The 15,555-nt window shown below is 64.7% G+C and carries 15 protein-coding genes; 13 read left to right on the plus strand and 2 right to left on the minus strand.

Translation table 11 applies throughout. The features are described 5' to 3' along the window. Position 1: 1 nt before the first annotated feature. Positions 2 to 2,671 (plus strand): nitrate reductase, encoded by a 2,670-nt coding sequence (locus tag P9228_RS10330; RefSeq protein ID WP_278053294.1) that lies wholly within the window; start codon positions 2 to 4, stop codon positions 2,669 to 2,671. Between the two features lie 16 nt (positions 2,672 to 2,687). On the opposite strand, the gene P9228_RS10335 is transcribed toward P9228_RS10330, so the two are convergent. Beyond that, the gene (locus P9228_RS10335; RefSeq protein ID WP_278053295.1) at positions 2,688 to 3,905 is read right to left on the minus strand and encodes an FAD-dependent oxidoreductase; all 1,218 of its coding nucleotides are present in this window, start codon (positions 3,903 to 3,905) and stop codon (positions 2,688 to 2,690) included. A 15-nt stretch (positions 3,906 to 3,920) separates the two neighbouring features. After that, positions 3,921 to 4,685, minus strand: a complete 765-nt coding sequence (locus P9228_RS10340) for an aldolase/citrate lyase family protein (RefSeq protein ID WP_278053296.1) — start codon at positions 4,683 to 4,685, stop codon at positions 3,921 to 3,923. A 104-nt stretch (positions 4,686 to 4,789) separates the two neighbouring features. Here P9228_RS10340 and P9228_RS10345 point away from each other — a divergent pair, with 104 nt between their 5' ends. From P9228_RS10345 to P9228_RS10400, 12 genes are all read left to right on the plus strand, one after another. After that, a complete protein-coding gene (locus P9228_RS10345; protein WP_067328800.1) occupies positions 4,790 to 5,680 on the plus strand; it encodes a 2-hydroxy-3-oxopropionate reductase in 891 nt (296 codons plus the stop codon). Between the two features lie 3 nt (positions 5,681 to 5,683). Then, positions 5,684 to 6,496 carry a shikimate dehydrogenase gene (locus tag P9228_RS10350; RefSeq protein WP_278053297.1) on the plus strand — a complete coding sequence of 271 codons (813 nt, stop codon included), beginning with the start codon at positions 5,684 to 5,686 and terminating at the stop codon, positions 6,494 to 6,496. Beyond that, the gene (locus P9228_RS10355; protein WP_067328796.1) at positions 6,489 to 7,295 is read left to right on the plus strand and encodes an SDR family oxidoreductase; all 807 of its coding nucleotides are present in this window, start codon (positions 6,489 to 6,491) and stop codon (positions 7,293 to 7,295) included. The genes P9228_RS10350 and P9228_RS10355 overlap by 8 nt, the downstream gene beginning before the upstream one ends. 13 nt (positions 7,296 to 7,308) lie before the next feature. Next, the gene (locus P9228_RS10360) at positions 7,309 to 7,656 is read left to right on the plus strand and encodes a RidA family protein (protein WP_067328794.1); all 348 of its coding nucleotides are present in this window, start codon (positions 7,309 to 7,311) and stop codon (positions 7,654 to 7,656) included. 76 nt (positions 7,657 to 7,732) lie between these two features. Next, the gene (locus tag P9228_RS10365; RefSeq protein WP_067328791.1) at positions 7,733 to 8,521 is read left to right on the plus strand and encodes a FadR/GntR family transcriptional regulator; all 789 of its coding nucleotides are present in this window, start codon (positions 7,733 to 7,735) and stop codon (positions 8,519 to 8,521) included. A 279-nt stretch (positions 8,522 to 8,800) separates the two neighbouring features. Next, the gene (locus P9228_RS10370; protein ID WP_082954070.1) at positions 8,801 to 9,511 is read left to right on the plus strand and encodes an SDR family oxidoreductase; all 711 of its coding nucleotides are present in this window, start codon (positions 8,801 to 8,803) and stop codon (positions 9,509 to 9,511) included. A gap of 11 nt (positions 9,512 to 9,522) precedes the next feature. Beyond that, positions 9,523 to 10,272 (plus strand): SDR family oxidoreductase, encoded by a 750-nt coding sequence (locus P9228_RS10375; protein ID WP_278053300.1) that lies wholly within the window; start codon positions 9,523 to 9,525, stop codon positions 10,270 to 10,272. An 83-nt stretch (positions 10,273 to 10,355) separates the two neighbouring features. After that, positions 10,356 to 11,303 (plus strand): LysR substrate-binding domain-containing protein, encoded by a 948-nt coding sequence (locus P9228_RS10380; protein WP_066992107.1) that lies wholly within the window; start codon positions 10,356 to 10,358, stop codon positions 11,301 to 11,303. An 87-nt stretch (positions 11,304 to 11,390) separates the two neighbouring features. Beyond that, complete coding sequence (locus P9228_RS10385) at positions 11,391 to 12,425, plus strand: amino acid ABC transporter substrate-binding protein (protein ID WP_082980382.1); 1,035 nt, start codon at positions 11,391 to 11,393, stop codon at positions 12,423 to 12,425. A gap of 80 nt (positions 12,426 to 12,505) precedes the next feature. Further along, a complete protein-coding gene (locus P9228_RS10390) occupies positions 12,506 to 13,669 on the plus strand; it encodes an ABC transporter permease subunit (RefSeq protein WP_278053301.1) in 1,164 nt (387 codons plus the stop codon). 3 nt (positions 13,670 to 13,672) lie between these two features. Then, positions 13,673 to 14,752, plus strand: coding sequence for an amino acid ABC transporter permease (locus P9228_RS10395; protein ID WP_278053302.1), 1,080 nt, complete (start codon positions 13,673 to 13,675; stop codon positions 14,750 to 14,752). Positions 14,753 to 14,765: 13 nt separating this feature from the next. Continuing rightward, positions 14,766 to 15,521, plus strand: coding sequence for an amino acid ABC transporter ATP-binding protein (locus P9228_RS10400; RefSeq protein ID WP_278053303.1), 756 nt, complete (start codon positions 14,766 to 14,768; stop codon positions 15,519 to 15,521). Positions 15,522 to 15,555: the final 34 nt, after the last annotated feature.

Raw genomic sequence — 15,555 nt, forward strand, 5'->3', positions numbered from 1 at the left:
CATGGAAGAAGCACGCGAGGTGAGGACCACCTGCCCCTATTGTGGGGTAGGGTGCGGCGTGGTGGCCGAGATCGCCGCGGGTGGCAAGGCAACCGTCCGCGGCGATCCCGAGCACCCGGCCAATTTCGGCCGCCTTTGCTCTAAGGGTGCCGCGCTTGCCGAGACGCTCGGCCTCGATGGCCGCTTGCTTCAGCCGGAAATCCAAGGCAGGCAGACGAGTTGGGACGAAGCGCTCGACCTCGTCGCCGCGAAATTCTCGGACGCGATTGCCGAGCATGGGCCGGACTCGGTCGCCTTCTATGTCTCCGGCCAGTTGCTTACCGAAGATTACTACGTCGCCAACAAGCTGATGAAAGGCTTCATCGGCTCGGGCAATATCGATACCAATTCGCGGCTGTGCATGGCGTCGTCCGTCGCCGGCCACCGCCGCGCTTTCGGCGAGGACATCGTTCCCGGTGTCTATGAGGATTTCGAGCACGCCGATCTGATCGTGCTCACCGGCTCCAACACCGCATGGTGCCACCCCGTGCTCTACCAGCGCATGCTCGCGGCGCAGCGCGAACGCGGAACCAGGATCGTCGTCATCGATCCGCGCCGCACCGCCACGGCCGACGAATGCGACCTGCACCTGGCGCTTGATCCGGGCACGGACGTGCTCTTGTTCAACGGCCTTCTGGCGCATCTCGTCCAGAGCGGAAAGATCGACGCGGATTTCATCCGCACCAGCACATCGGGCTTCGAAGCCGCTGCCGCGCTGGCCGGTGCCGATGCGCCGTCGGTCGCGCGCGTCGCAAAAGGCTGCGGGCTGGTGGCCACGGATGTCCAGGCCTTTTATGAGATCTTCGCCGGCATCGAACGGACGGTCACCGTCTACAGCCAGGGCGTCAACCAGTCGGCACATGGAACCGACAAGGTCAACGCCATCCTCAACTGCCACCTCGCCACCGGCCGCATTGGCAAGCCAGGCATGGGACCGTTCTCGGTCACGGGCCAGCCGAACGCCATGGGCGGCCGCGAGGTGGGGGGCCTCGCCAACCAGCTTGCCGCGCACATGGACTTCGCGGATCAGGCCGCTGTCGAGCGGGTCTCCCGCTTCTGGAAGGCGCCCGGAATCGCGCGACGCGGCGGGCTGAAGGCCGTGGACATGTTCCAGGCGGTTGCCGACGGCCGCATCAAGGCGCTGTGGATCATGGGCACTAATCCCGCGGTGAGCATGCCGGACGCGTCGCGCGTGCGCGCCGCCCTGTCCAAATGCGATTTCGTCGCGGTTTCGGATGTGACCCGCACCGACACCACGCGCTATGCCGACGTGCTGCTGCCCGCCGCTGCCTGGGGCGAGAAGGACGGCACGGTCACAAATTCGGAACGGCGCCTCTCGCGTCAGCGGCCATTCGTGCCGTCGCCGGGCGAAGTGAAAGCCGATTGGCGCATCATCTGCGAGGTCGCCGCGCGCATGGGCTTCGGCGATGCTTTTGCCTACCAGACGCCGGCCGAAATCTTCCGCGAGCATGCCGCGCTCTCGGCTTTCGAGAACAATGGGGGGCGCTTGTTCGATCTGGGCGGCCTGATGGACCTCAGCGATGCGGGCTATGCCGGCTTCGCGCCGCGCCACTGGCCGGCACCAGAATCGCGCGAGTACCAGACGAGATTGTTTGCGGACGGTCGTTTCCCGACACCGGACGGCCGTGCGCGTTTCGTGCCGGTGCGGCAGGAGGCGACGGCGTTTACAGTCGATGCGGACTATCCGCTTGCGCTGAACACGGGCCGGTTGCGCGACCAATGGCACACCATGACGCGTACCGGCACCGTGCCGCGCCTGATGGCCAACACGCCGGAACCGGCGGTCGACCTCAATCCGGCGGATGCGGCCGCGCACCAGCTCAAGGATGGTGACCTTGCCCATCTGTCGACGCGCTTCGGTTTCGTGCGCGCGAGAGTACGTGTGACCAACGCGCAGCGGCGCGGCCATGCCTTCATGCCCATGCATTGGAGCGGCCAGTTCGCGGCCAGGGCCGCCACCGGCCTGTTGTCCTCGCCTGTCACCGACCCGCATTCCGGCCAGCCGGAACTGAAGCATGTCCCAGTCAACATCGTGCGCGAAAACACTGGATGGGCCGGCGTGCTCATCACGCGGCGCGACCTCAGGCCGACCGGTTTCGTCCACTGGAGCCGCTACGCGGTCGAAGGCGGCTGGGTCTACGAACTGACGGGGACCGAGCCGCCGGACCAGGGCATTCTTCTGGCGCGCAAGCTGCTCGGCGTTCAACGGCAGGATCAACTGCTCGAATACACCGACCGCCGCGGGCTCGCTTATCGCGCCGCTGCGATCGACGAAGGCGGCGCCATGGCTGAGGCCGTGCTCGTCGCCGCTCCAGACCAGTTGCCGACGCAGGACTGGCTGATCTCGCTGCTGGCCACGCGCCAGCCGCTGTCGGCAGGCGATCGCCATGCGCTTCTTTCCGGGCGTTCGCCAGCGCCAATACCCGCCATCGGGCGGGTCGTGTGCTCATGCTTCCACGTCGGCGTCAACCAGCTCGCTTCGGCGGTCGCTGCGGGCTGCGACAGTCTGGAGGCGATCGGCTCGACGCTGCGCGCCGGAACCAACTGCGGGTCGTGCCGCTCGGAGATAAGGGCGATCATCGACGCCCGGCACGTTCAGGCCGCCGAGTGAAATTCTCCGGAACAGCTCAGATCACCGCTTCTTCCAGGAACGGTTCGTTGCGCGGGATGCGCTCGTAACAGAACGGTGACAGGTCCAGCGTCTGGAAGGCGCCGTGAACGATCAGCTCCGACACCGCCCGCCCGACCGCCGGCGACTGCTGCAGGCCGTGCCCTGAGAAGCCGTTGGCGAACATGAAGTTCTTCACCTCCGGGTGAAAGCCGACGATGCCGTTGTGGTCGAGCATGTTGTATTCGTAGTGGCCGGTCCAACTGGTCTGGACCTTGAGCGCGTCGAAGGCCGGAATGCGGTGCCACAGCGCCGGCCAGACATAGTCGTCGAACTCCTCGAAATGCATTTCGAAATCGTCGTAATCGGCCGGCCCGTCGCCCTGCGGCGTGTTGCCGGTGAGGAACAGCTCGCCTTCCGGGCGCACGAAAGTGCCGGAAAGGTCGATGACGTTGGGCATTCGCCCAGGGATCGGGTTGGCGCTGGCGAAGACGAAGCTGTAGCGCTTGTACGGGGCTACCGGGATGGAAAGGCCGGCCATGGCAGCGACCTGCTGCGCTCGCGGGCCGGCGGCGTTGACCAGGGTTCCGCAAGCGACTGTCTCGCCGGTCGCCAGCCGAGCGGAGACAACCCGCCCATCGACGACATCCAGTCCGGTCACGGCATTGTCGATGTACTCGACCCCGCAGGCGCGGGCGGCGCGGCGGAAGCCGTTCAACATGCCCATGGAATCGAACCAGCCCTCTTCGCGCGCACCCCACGAACCGCCGCCGAGGTCGTCGACATTCAGCCAGGGGAAGCGTTCCTTCAGCGGACCCGGCTCGAGGAAGACGGTGTGGGCGCCGAGGCTGCGCTGCAGCTCGACCCGCTCCTTGGCCGCCTCCACGCCTTCCGGCGAGCAGCAATAGAGATATCCGTGCTCCTTGAAGCCGAGATCGGGGGCCGGCTCGTTCGTGTAGAAGGGCGCCATCCGCTCCTGGAAACCGCGGATGATCTCGATGCCGAACTGGCTGATCTTCACATTGATCGGATTGGAATATTGCTGGCGGATGGCGCTGGTGGAGAGCGCCGTCGAGGAGAATTCGTAGCTGGAGTCGCGCTCGACCACGAGGATCGAGGCGCCGCTGCCCAGCGCTTGGCTCAGCCAATATGCCGTCGACGAGCCGATGACGGCACCGCCGACGATGACGATGTCGTAGGCGTAGCGCGAGGGTGCTTTGTAAGGGGGGATCGCCACGGCCGTCTCCCGAGTCTAGAGGTTGAAGGACGCAATCAGGGCGTCCGAGCCCCGCGCCAGCAGGCCGAGGTCGGAACCGACGGCAACCATGGTGAAGCCGTCGGCGAGATAACGGTCGGCGTCGGCCTTCACGGGAGCCAAAATCCCGCTCGCCTTGCCTGCCGCGGCCGAGGCCTTGCTCACGGAAGCGATCGCTTCCTGCACATGCGCAGCTCCGGGATTGCCCATCGCACCCATATTCGTGGAAAGATCGCCGGGCCCGACAAACAGAACGTCCACGCCTTCCACCGCTGCGATCTCAGCCGCATTGGCGACGCCGGCCGCGTCCTCGATCTGCACGGCCAACAGCTGCTGCTCGCGCGCTTTCGCATGATACCCGGCGATACGGCCGAAGGCGTTGGCGCGATGGCCGACCGAGAAGCCGCGGAAGCCGCCCGGAGCATAGGTCATCGCCGCGACGATTGCGCGCGCCTGGTCCGGCGTGCGCACATTCGGAATCATCAGGCTGCGGGCACCGACATCCAGGGCCTGCTTCATCAGGTTGGGATCGTCGGACGGCAGGCGCACCACCGCCTCGCACGGAAATGCCGCCGCGACCTGAAGCTGCGCCATGATGCTGCTCAGATCGTTGGGGCTGTGCTCGCCGTCGATCAGCAGCCAGCCCGCTCCGGAACCAGCCACCACTTCTGTGGTCAGCGCTGAAGCCAGCGAGCACCAGATGCCGATATGAGGCCGGCCGGCCTTAACGGCCGCCTTCAGCGAATTGACGCGCTCTTGCATTTGCGATCGGTCTCCAGTGGAAGAGGCATTGAAATTTGTATGATGTCTTATATCATACGCCTCGATTGAGCTGCAAGACGCTCTGGCGAGCACGGGAGTTGCGCATGAAAATCGGTTTCATCGGACTTGGCGTCATGGGCGCGCCCATGGCGCGGCATCTTGCCGATGCCGGGCACGAGATCGTCACGGTGCTCAATCGCTCTCCTCTGCCTGCCGATCTGAAAGCGTCGGTGCTGGCTTCCCCGGCGGAAGTGGCGCGGGTTTGCGAAATCATCATCACCATGCTGCCCGATACGCCCGACGTGGAGCGCGTCCTGCTCGGGCCGGGTGGCGTGCTCGAAGGGATTTCAGCCGGCAAGCTGGTCATCGACATGAGCTCGATCAGCCCGATCGCCACCGCGCAATTCGCGGCGAAGTTCAGGGAAGCGGGAGGCGGCTTCCTCGACGCACCGGTCTCCGGCGGCGAGGTCGGCGCAAAAGCGGCGAGTCTCACCATCATGGTCGGCGGGCCGGCTGCCGAATTCGAGCGCGCGCTGCCCATCTTCGAAAAGCTCGGCAAGAATATCACCCTGATCGGCGAGAAGAACGGCGCCGGCCAGACCTGCAAGATAGCCAACCAGATCATCGTCGCGCTCAACATAGAAGCCGTTGCCGAAGCGCTTGTTTTTGCCAGCAAAGCGGGCTGCGATCCGGCGAAGGTCCGAAGCGCGCTGATGGGCGGCTTCGCCTCGTCCCGCGTGCTCGAAGTGCATGGCGAGCGCATGATCGCCCGCACCTTCGCGCCGGGCTTCCGCATCCGCTTGCACCAGAAGGATCTCAACCTCGCGCTCGAAAGCGCCCGCGCGCTTGGAGCCGCCCTGCCGAGCACGGCGCTGGCGCAGCAACTGATGAATGCCTGTGCGGCCCGCCCGGGCGGCGCGGAAGCAGACCACTCGTCGCTCGTCCGGGCTCTCGAGGTCCTGAGCGATCATGAACTGTCAAACGGAAAGGAATAACCGATGCGCGGAACCGGCAAGGCCGATGTCTTCGTCATGCTGGCCCATCCCGTGGGCCACGCGAAAAGCCCTGGCATCTTCAACGAGATCTTCGAGCAGAAGGGGCTCGACAGTCTGATGGTGCCGCTGAGCTGCCGTCCGGAAGATTTCGATACTTTCTGGGCCGGCATCACGGCGGCGGAGAACATCCGCGGCGTCATCATCTCGGTGCCCTATAAGGTCCCGGTCTACCACAAATGCGCCGCCGCCCACGATCGCGCCGCGCGCGTGCAGAGCGCGAATTCCGTGCGCCGGCAGGCGGACGGCACCTGGTATGCCGACAATTTCGACGGCGTCGGCTTCATCGACGGCTTGAAGGCCGGCGGACACCGGATCGTCGGCCGGCGCATCCTCCAGGTCGGCGCAGGCGGTGCGGGCGCATCGCTGACCTACTGCCTCGCCGAGGAAGGCGCGACGGAGATCCGCCTCGCCGACATCGACAGGGAACGCGCGCAAAAGCTCGCTTCGCTGGTCAGCAGGTCGTTCCCCGATTGCCGCATCGAGGTCGGCGAACCCGATCCGTCCGGAATGGACATGGCGATCAACGCGACGCCCTCCGGGCTGAAGGCCGGCGATCCGCTGCCGATGGATGTGAACAAGCTGACGCCGGAGATGACCGTGGTCGACATCATCATGGAGCCGGCCGAAACGGCCCTGCTCAAGGCGGCGAAAGAGATCGGCTGCCGCATCCAGCCCGGACGCCCGATGATGGACTTCCAGGTCGAGGCCATGGCCGCATTCTTCGACATCGAGCGAAAGGAGCGCCACAATGGCTGAGGCTTCGACCGCGGTCGTCATCGGCGGCACGTCCGGGATCGGCCGCGCTATTGCGGAGCGCTTCGCCGAGGAAGGCTACCAGGTGGTCGTCGCAGGCCGGGACGCGAGCCGCGGCAAGGAAGCCGCCGAGGCCTGCGAGAGCGCCGGCGCCCCACGCGCCGCGTTTGTCCAGACCGATGTCGGCGATCCCGCTTCCGTCGAGGCGCTGGCGCAAGACGTCAGCAATGCGTTCGGCACCCCTCATGTCGTGGTCAACTGCGCCGGCATCCTGCAGAGCGGCAAGCATGTGCTCGACCAGGACCTCACCGAAGACGAGCAGATGTGGCGGATCAACTATCGCGGCACGCTGCTTGGCTGCCAGCTGTTCGGCCGGCTGATGTCGGCCGCCGGGCGCGGCGCGATCCTCAATGTCGGCTCGCTCGCCTCCTTCGCGCCGCTGTCGCTTCCGGCTTACACGCCCGGAAAGCATGCAGTGCTGGCGCTCACCCAGATCCTGGCTGCCGAACTCGGCCCGCATGGAGTCCGTGTGAACGCCGTAGCGCCGGGCTATACCCTCTCCGACGGGCTGAAGGCCAGGATCGCCAAGGGCGAACGCAACCCGGAAGCGATTCAGGCCACCACCGCGCTGCGCCGCTTCGTCGAGCCGCGCGATGTCGCTGAGGCGGCGCTGTTCCTCTGCTCCGACCGTGCCGCCTCGATCACCGGCGTCACGCTGCCCGTCGATGCGGGCTGGCTCGTCCAGGCGCCGTACGCGCAGTACCTGCAGGGCAACCCCATCCGGCAGACGCCGGCAATCTGACGAGGAAGATCCAGTGGGCGATATCCAACGCTTCGACTTCGACACCCGCATCCATCATGGCGTCATCCACAACGGCACGCTCTACCTGACCGGCCAGGTTGCCAAGCCGGGCCAACCGGCGGCCGACCAGATGCGCGAGGTGCTCGCCAAGATCGATGTCCTGCTCGCCAAGGCCGGCACCGACAAGACCCGCATCCTCCACGTCCAGATGTGGCTGGACGACGTGCGGGATTTCGACGAGGTCAATGCGGTCTGGGACGCCTGGATGCCGAAAGAGCATGCGCCGGCACGCTCTTCCGGCGAGGGGCGGATGGCCAAGCCCGGCATGCTGGTCGAACTGATCGTCACCGCGGCGGTTTGAATGGTCTCGCCGGTTCGGGCATCATCCCGAATCTGAACTTGAACGGCCCTAGTCTGGACTTGAACGGAAGGCCTGCATGACGAAGCGCAAGCCGCTTTCCACCGTCGTGGCGGAGAGCCTGGCCGAAAAAATCCGCTCCGGTGAGTTGCAGCCGGGCGCGCAACTGCCGACCGAGGCGGAGCTTTGCGCCGAATACGATGTCAGCCGCACCGTCGTGCGCGAAGCCGTGGCGCGGCTGCGCTCCGAGGGCATGGTGGTGCCGCAGCAGGGTCGCGGCATGTTCGTCAGCGAAACACCCGTGCCGCGCAATTTCTCGATCCCGGACGAGGCGCTGAGAACCTTGCCGGAAACCATCGCCTTGCTCGAACTCAGGTTGAGCGTCGAAGTCGAATCCGCCGGGCTCTGCGCCGAACGCCGCACCGACAAGGAGGCGAGCGCCATCCGTGCCATGATGGATGACATCGACGCGCAGCAGGCCGACCCGGCAGCGGTCCAGATCCACTACGACTACGATTTCCACCTCGCGATCGCCAAGGCCGCGCGCAACGAATTCATCCATGGCTTCCTGGCCTATCTCGGGCCGATGATCGTGCCGCGCTTCCAACTCGGCTACGTCGTCGAGCCGGCCCTGAAGGACAGCTATTACGCGCGCATCCACAGCGAGCACAAAGCCATCGTCCATGCCATCGAAAGACAGGATGGCGGCAAGGCCCGCCAGGCCATGCGCAAGCATCTGCACAACAGCCTCGGGCGCGTTCGCGCCCTCGCGCGGGCTTCCGGAGTCGAGGCGACCGACGCGGAGCAAAAGGCCGCCGCAGCCTCGCTCTTCACCAAAATGAAAAGGCCTGCGCCAACGGCCGGTTAAGGCCGGGACGGGTTCGATCCTTCGCGTGAGCACCGAATGCGACTTGCCGCGCGTTGCGAAAGCCGTGTTTTTGTTCCACCGGCGACCGGAAACCCTCTCCCGCGCGCCGACGGGATTGTTTTCCTTTGGTTCGCAGCGTTGGAGGCCGCGCAGGCAGCGTGGAACGTTTGAGCTGCCGGAAAGGCTCTCGAAAGTTTATCTTTCCTTTTTGCTGCTTTTCTTGGTTTCGCGGCACCGGTCGAGGCCGCAGACTAAGATCAGGCAATAGGGGAAGCCCACGTGACGACAGCCTTCATCACAGGTGCGACGAGCGGCATTGGGCGAGCCATCACCATCGCGTTGAGCGACGCCGGCTACGACGTCTATGCGGTCGGTCGGAGCCAGGCGGCGCTGAAAGAACTGCAGGCCGTGCGTCCTGGCATCCTGCCGATCGCCGTTGACGTTACCGACCGCGAGGCTTTGGAATCGGTCCTGGCCGATCTCACCATCGATGTGCTGATCAACAACGCCGGCATCATGCCGCCGCTCGGCAATTTCGCCGACATGACGATCGCAGACATCGACACCACGTTGGAGGTGAACCTCAGCGCGGCGATCCTGCTCACCCGCCTCGTCGCGCCGCAGATGCGGGAGCGCCAGTCAGGCCACATCTTGTTCACCGGCTCCACCGCCGGCCACGCGGCCTATTCCAACATCGCCGTCTATTCGGCCACCAAGGCGGCGATCTCCGGCTTTGCCGCTGCCTTGCGCGCCGACCTCTCGCCGTCCGGCATACGCGTCACCGAGATCGTCGCCGGTCGGGTCGAGACGCAGCTCTACAATGACATCCTCGACGCCGACGCCCGGGCGGCGATGTACGCCGGAAAAGTAGTGCAGCCGGACGACGTGGGCAGGATGGTCGTCGCTGTGCTGGCGCTCCCCGCATGGGCCGACGTTACCCGTTTCGACATCATGCCGACCTGGCCGACCTCGCCCAGCGGCACCAAGTAAGGAAAACTGGAATGAAGGACCTTTCCGTTCTGATCGTCGGTGGCGGCGCCGGCCTTGGCGCCCTCCTCGCCCGCATGGCTGTGGAGGCCGAGGCGGCAAAGATCGGCATCATCGACATCAACCAGGAAGCCGCCGAGAGCGCGCTCGAAGCGGCGAAGGCCCGGGGCCTGCCGACGGCTGCGGCAGCTTGCGACATCCAGCTCGGACCGCAGTGTCACGCCGCCTTCGACGCCATTGTCGCGAAGTTCGGGCGCGTCGACACGCTGATCAATTGCGCCGCGATCTATCCTCGGCGTCCGCTCCTCGAGATCACCGACGCCGAGTGGGACGCCTCCAACGGCATCAACATCAAGGGCACGTACCACATGATGGTGGCGGCCGTTCGCCACATGCAGTCGCAAGAGCCGAAAGCCCATGTGCGCGGAAGGATCGTAAACCTCACTTCCGTCGACGCCTTCAAGGCGCATCCGCAGAACGCCCATTATGCGGCGACCAAGGCCGCCGTCGTCAGCCTCACGCGCTCCTTTGCCCATCACGTCGCCAAGGACGGGATTTTGGTGAATTCCGTCGCGCCCGCCGGCATGGCCACCGAGAAGGCCAAGGCGCTCGGCTTTCTCGAGGAATTGGCCAAGGCAAGCCCGCTCGGCCGCGGCGCCGAGCCGACCGAGATCGCCGAGTGGGTGCTCATGACCGGCGGCCCGAAGAACACCTATATGACCGGTGAAAACGTAATCGTGTCAGGCGGTTACATCTACGCCTGAATCGGTTTTCATAAGCCGGCGGCGTCTGAAATCCAGCAGTGCATGATCAACGGAGTCTCGAACGAAAGGAGGCGGACCTCACGATGACCGGCAAGCTTCGCCTTCCTTCGCTCAATGCGCTTCGCGTCTTCCACGCCGTCGCACAGCACAAGAGCTTCCGGCAGGCCGCCGACGAGCTCCTGGTGACGCCGCAAGCCGTCGGTCAGCAGATCAAGCTCCTGGAAGACACGCTGCAGGTGACGCTGTTCGAGCGCAAGGGGCGCTCGATCGAACTGACTGAGTCGGCGATCCTGCTCTCGCACTATGTCAAAGCCGGCTTCGACGAATTTTCCGAAGGCGTTCGCCGCGTCACCAAATCGAACTACCGGGACCGCATCAATCTTAATGCGAGCCCCTACTTCGCAACGCACTATCTGCTGCCCAGGCTTTCATTGTTCCGCGAGATCCTGCCGGGCGCTGATCTGCGCCTGACGACGATGGTCGACCTGCCCGATTTTGGGCGTGACGACATCGATATGACGGTGCAGTGGGGCTATGGCAACTGGCCGGACTACGAGACCACGCTGCTGGTGCCGGACCCGAAGATCATCTGCTGTACCCCGGCGATCGGCGAGAAGATCAAGTCGGCGCAGGACCTGACGCGGTTCACGCTGCTCGACACCGTCAAGTCGAAGCGGCTGTGGCCCGACATATTGCGGCACCTCGGAGTGGAACTGGCTGAGGGCGACCGCAGCATCGGGTTCGATGACGCCGCCACCATGCGCCGTGCGACGCTCCAAGGCATCGGTGTCGGCCTGGTTTCCGTCATCGATGCCGAGGAGGACTTCAGGTCGGGCGCTCTGGTCGCGCCACTTGGCCGTGACGCCCTCTCGGACATGAAGCCGGAAGAAGTCCCCGGCTTCTACCTCGTCATGCCGCGCGGGCATCTGCGCGTGAAGGCGGTGGCCGCCCTGCATCGCTGGCTCGTCCAGCAGGATTGGGGCAGCGACCTCAAGCTTTCTCTGCCGAAACCGACACCGCTCTCCGATTAGGAGCGGCTTCGCGACCGAGGGCCGAAGCGCGTGTTTCGGGCCTCCAACAACAAGAACAAGTGAACCTCAACAGTGGAGACAACAAACATGAAAATGACGAAATGGGGGGCCGCAGCCATGGCCCTTGGCCTGGTTCATTTTGCGGCGCCGGCCGAGGCGGCGGGCGGCAAGACGCTGGAAACCGTGAAGGCGCGCGGCGTGCTCAACTGCACGGGCCATGACGGCTCCTATCTCGGCTTCGCCGAGGTAGACGACAAGGGCAACTGGAAGGGCATGGACATCGACCTCTGCAAGGCGGTGGCGACCGCCGTGTTCGGCGACCCGGCCAAGCTGAAGATCGTCCCGATCAGCTGGGCGCAGCGCTGGCCGTCGCTGCAGTCGGGGGACGTCGACATCATCATCAAGGCGTCGGGCGGCACGCTCAGCCGAGATACCGAGCTCGGCCTGCAATTCTCGATGTCCTATTACCTCGGAACGACCAAGGTGATGGCGCATAAGGAGCTCAATCTGAAGTCGCTCAAGGACGCCGATGGCGGCTCGATCTGCATCCCCGCGGGGACGACCATCGAGCAGCAGGTCGCGGCCTATGCGCAGAAGGTCGGGATCAAGCTGGAGCCTGTCGTCATCGAAAAGACGGAAGAGCTCGAGCAAGCATACTTTTCGGGGCGCTGCGACATGTATGCCCAGTGGGGGCCAGTTCTCGCAATCGCGCGTGTCGCCAAGGGTAAGGTCGACGACCACGTGATCCTGCCCGACGTGCTCGCCGTCGAACCCGAGGTCATGATCGTGCGGCAAGGCGACGACAACTGGGTCGACGTCGCCAACTGGACGCTCTCCGCCCTGCTCTTCGCCGAGCAGGAAGGCATCACGTCCAAAAATGTCGATGAGATCAAGGCCAAGCCCACGTCGCCGGCAGTTGCCAAGTTCCTGGGTGCCGCGCCAGGCATGGGCAAGGGTCTCGGACTTCCTGACGACTGGGCTTACAACGTGATCAAGAAGGTTGGCAACTACGGCGAGATCTTCGATCGCGATCTCGGCAAGGAGTCGCCCTACAAGATGGATCGCGAGCTGACCAACCTCTGGAACAATGGCGGCGTCCTGTTCCCGCTGGTGATCGACTGACTCCGCCTCTCAACGCAGCTCGCTCTGAGCTCCGCCTGGCACCGCCAGGCGGAGCCGGCGACAATTCGGGGAAGACCATGATGGTCAGCCTGCTAAGAAATCAGAGGGTCCGCAATACGCTTTTACAGGTTCTTTATGTCGGCTCGATTGCCGCGATGATCCTTGCCTGCGTGATGATCGCCCGGCGGAACCTGGCGCAGCAAGGCATCACCTCCGGCTTTGACTTCCTGTTCAAGTCGACGGGCTGGGATGTCAACTTCTCGCTGCTGCCCGCCACCGCCAACGACCCCTACTGGTGGTTCGTCCTCATCGGCGTCATCAACACGCTATTCCTGGGATGCACCGGGCTGATCCTGGCGACGATCGTCGGCACCATCGTCGGCCTGGCGCGGACCTCCTCGAACGAGCTGGCGCGGCTGCTTGGCCGCACTTATGTCGACATTTTCCGCAACATCCCGCTGATCCTCCAGGTCTTCTTCTGGTACGCCGTCATCACGCATCTGCCGACGCCACGCGCCGCGCACGAGGCCTTCGGCATTCTGCTGACCAGCCGCGGCCTCTATGTGCCGGTCCCCAATGTCGGCGGCGTCGCGTTTGCGGCAGCTTTCCTTGCCGTAATCGCGGCGATCGCGCTGCCGGTTTGGCTGGGCCGGACCACGCGCCTCAGCCAACCGCCCGGCGAGCGGCTCGGCATTCAACTGACCGCGGCCGCGACGGCACTGGCCAGCGCAGTCATTGTCCTTGCGCTGGGCCGCCTGCCGGACCTGCCGCTGCTCGACTTCCCTGCCCTGCAAGGTCTCAATCTCAAGGGTGGCCTGCGCATCCCTCCCGAATTTTCCGCTTTGGCCATCGCCATCGCCATCTATGGCGGCTCCTATATCGCCGAAATCGTGCGTGGCGGCTTCAAGGCCGTCGGGAAGGGCCAGATGGAGGCCGCACTTTCGCTGGGGCTGAGCCCCTGGCGCGTGTTCACGCTGGTGCGGCTGCCGCTGGCGCTGCGTGCCATGCTGCCGATCCTCGCGAACCAGTATGTCTGGCTGATGAAGGCGACGACCATGGGCATTGCGGTGGGCTTCACCGACTTCTTCATGATCGTGGCGCTGACCATCAACCACTCCGGCCAGACGCTGGAGGCGATCGGTATCCTGATGGCGGGCTTCCTGGCGATCAATCTCAGCCTGGCCGCCGTGTTCAACCGCATCAACAAAACCATTGCCCTCAAGGGCAATCAGTTGAGGGGGTGAGTGATGGAGATGGTAATTGTCGCTCCCCCTGCCCCTGGCAAGCTCGAAGACGTGAGGCGCCGTTTCTTCGCCACGCCGCTGCAGGCGCTGCTGTCGCTGATATCGCTGGCGATCATGACTTTCGTTTTCTGGAAGCTGCTGAACTGGGCGGTGTTCTCAGCGGTGTTCACCACCAGCGGCGGGCCCGAGGCCTGCCAGGCGGCGGCAGGAGCCTGCTGGTCGGTCATTGCCGCCAGATGGCGCATCATCCTTTTCGGCCTCTATCCCTTCGAGGAGCAATGGCGCTCGGCCTTGGCCTGTGTGGCCGTCGTGGTCATGACAGTGCTGAGCTGCATCCCGGCCTTTTGGACCGGCAGCCGCATCGCGATCGTCTGGGGCGTCGGAGCGGCGCTCTACTATGTGCTGATGAAAGGCGGCGTGCTCGGCCTCCCCTATGTCGGCGAGGAAGCCTGGGGCGGGCTGGCGCTCACCCTTTTCATCTTCGTCACCACCTGCCTGATCGGCTTTCCGCTGGCGATCTGCCTGGCTCTCTTGCGCCGCTCGGAGCTGCCCTGGATATCCAGGACCACGGGCCTGATCATCGACGGAGTGCGCTCGCTGCCGCTGATCTCTATTCTCTTCACCTTTGCCGTCGTGCTGCCCTTCGCGCTGCCGCAATGGATGGCAGGCGACAAGCTGTATAGGGTCATTCTCGGCTCGGCCCTGTTCTTCTCGGCCTATCAGGCCGAGATCGTGCGCGGCGGCATACAGGGCGTTCCGAAGGGCCAGGAGGAAGCCGCCATGGCGCTCGGCATGAGCTACTGGCAGCGCATCGGCCGCATCCTCCTGCCGCAGGCCATGCGCAACGCGCTGCCGGCGACGATCAACCAGTTCGTCATCTCGTTCAAGGAAACCTCGCTGGTGGTTATCGTCGGTTTCTTCGAGATCCTCGCCTCCGGCAATGCCGCCTACGGCACCGGCGAATGGCGCTTCGCCTATGTCGAGGTCTATGCCTTCATTGCGTTGATCTATTTCGTCTTCGTCTTCAGCCTGTCCCGCTACGGTGCTTACCTCGAGCGCCGCATGTCGGTCGGCGAACGGTAGGGAGGCGCGCAAAGTGATTTCGACGCAGTCATCCGGCGCCGCGGTTCATATCGAGAACCTGGACAAATACTACGGCTCTTTCCACGCGCTGCGGAACATAAACCTTTCCGTGAAGCGCGGAGAAAAGATCGTCGTCTGCGGCCCCTCGGGCTCCGGCAAGTCGACCATGATCCGCTGCATCAATCGGCTCGAGCAGCACAATGGCGGGCGCATCACCGTGCTCGGCACCGAGCTCAACGACGATGTCGGCAACATTGACGGGATCAGGCGCGAAGTCGGCATGGTGTTCCAGCACTTCAACCTGTTCCCGCACATGACCGTGCTGGAGAACTGCATGATCGCACCGATGATCGTGCGCAAGCGACCGCGCGCCGAGGCCGAGGCGACCGCCCGGCGCTATCTGGAGAAGGTCCGCATTCCCGAGCAGGCGACGAAGTTTCCCGGACAGCTCTCCGGCGGCCAGCAGCAGCGGGTGGCGATTGCGCGCGCGCTTTGCATGCAGCCGCAGCTCATGCTGTTCGACGAGCCGACGTCGGCGCTCGACCCGGAAATGATCGCCGAAGTGCTGGACGTCATGGTGACCCTTGCTTCGGACGGCATGACGATGATCTGTGTCACGCACGAGATGGGCTTCGCGCGCCGCGTCGCCGACCGCGTCATTTTCATGGACAGCGGCGAAATCGTCGAGGAGGCGCCGCCGGAGCAGTTCTTCACCTCTTGCCGGAACGAGCGCACCCGGCAATTCCTGTCGCAGGTGCTGGGTCATTGAGCCAGGCGCCGCTGCTGTCTATACGCGGCGTGCC

The organism is Mesorhizobium sp. WSM4898, assembly GCF_029625845.1.
In the GTDB taxonomy this organism is placed as follows: Bacteria; Pseudomonadota; Alphaproteobacteria; order Rhizobiales; family Rhizobiaceae; genus Mesorhizobium.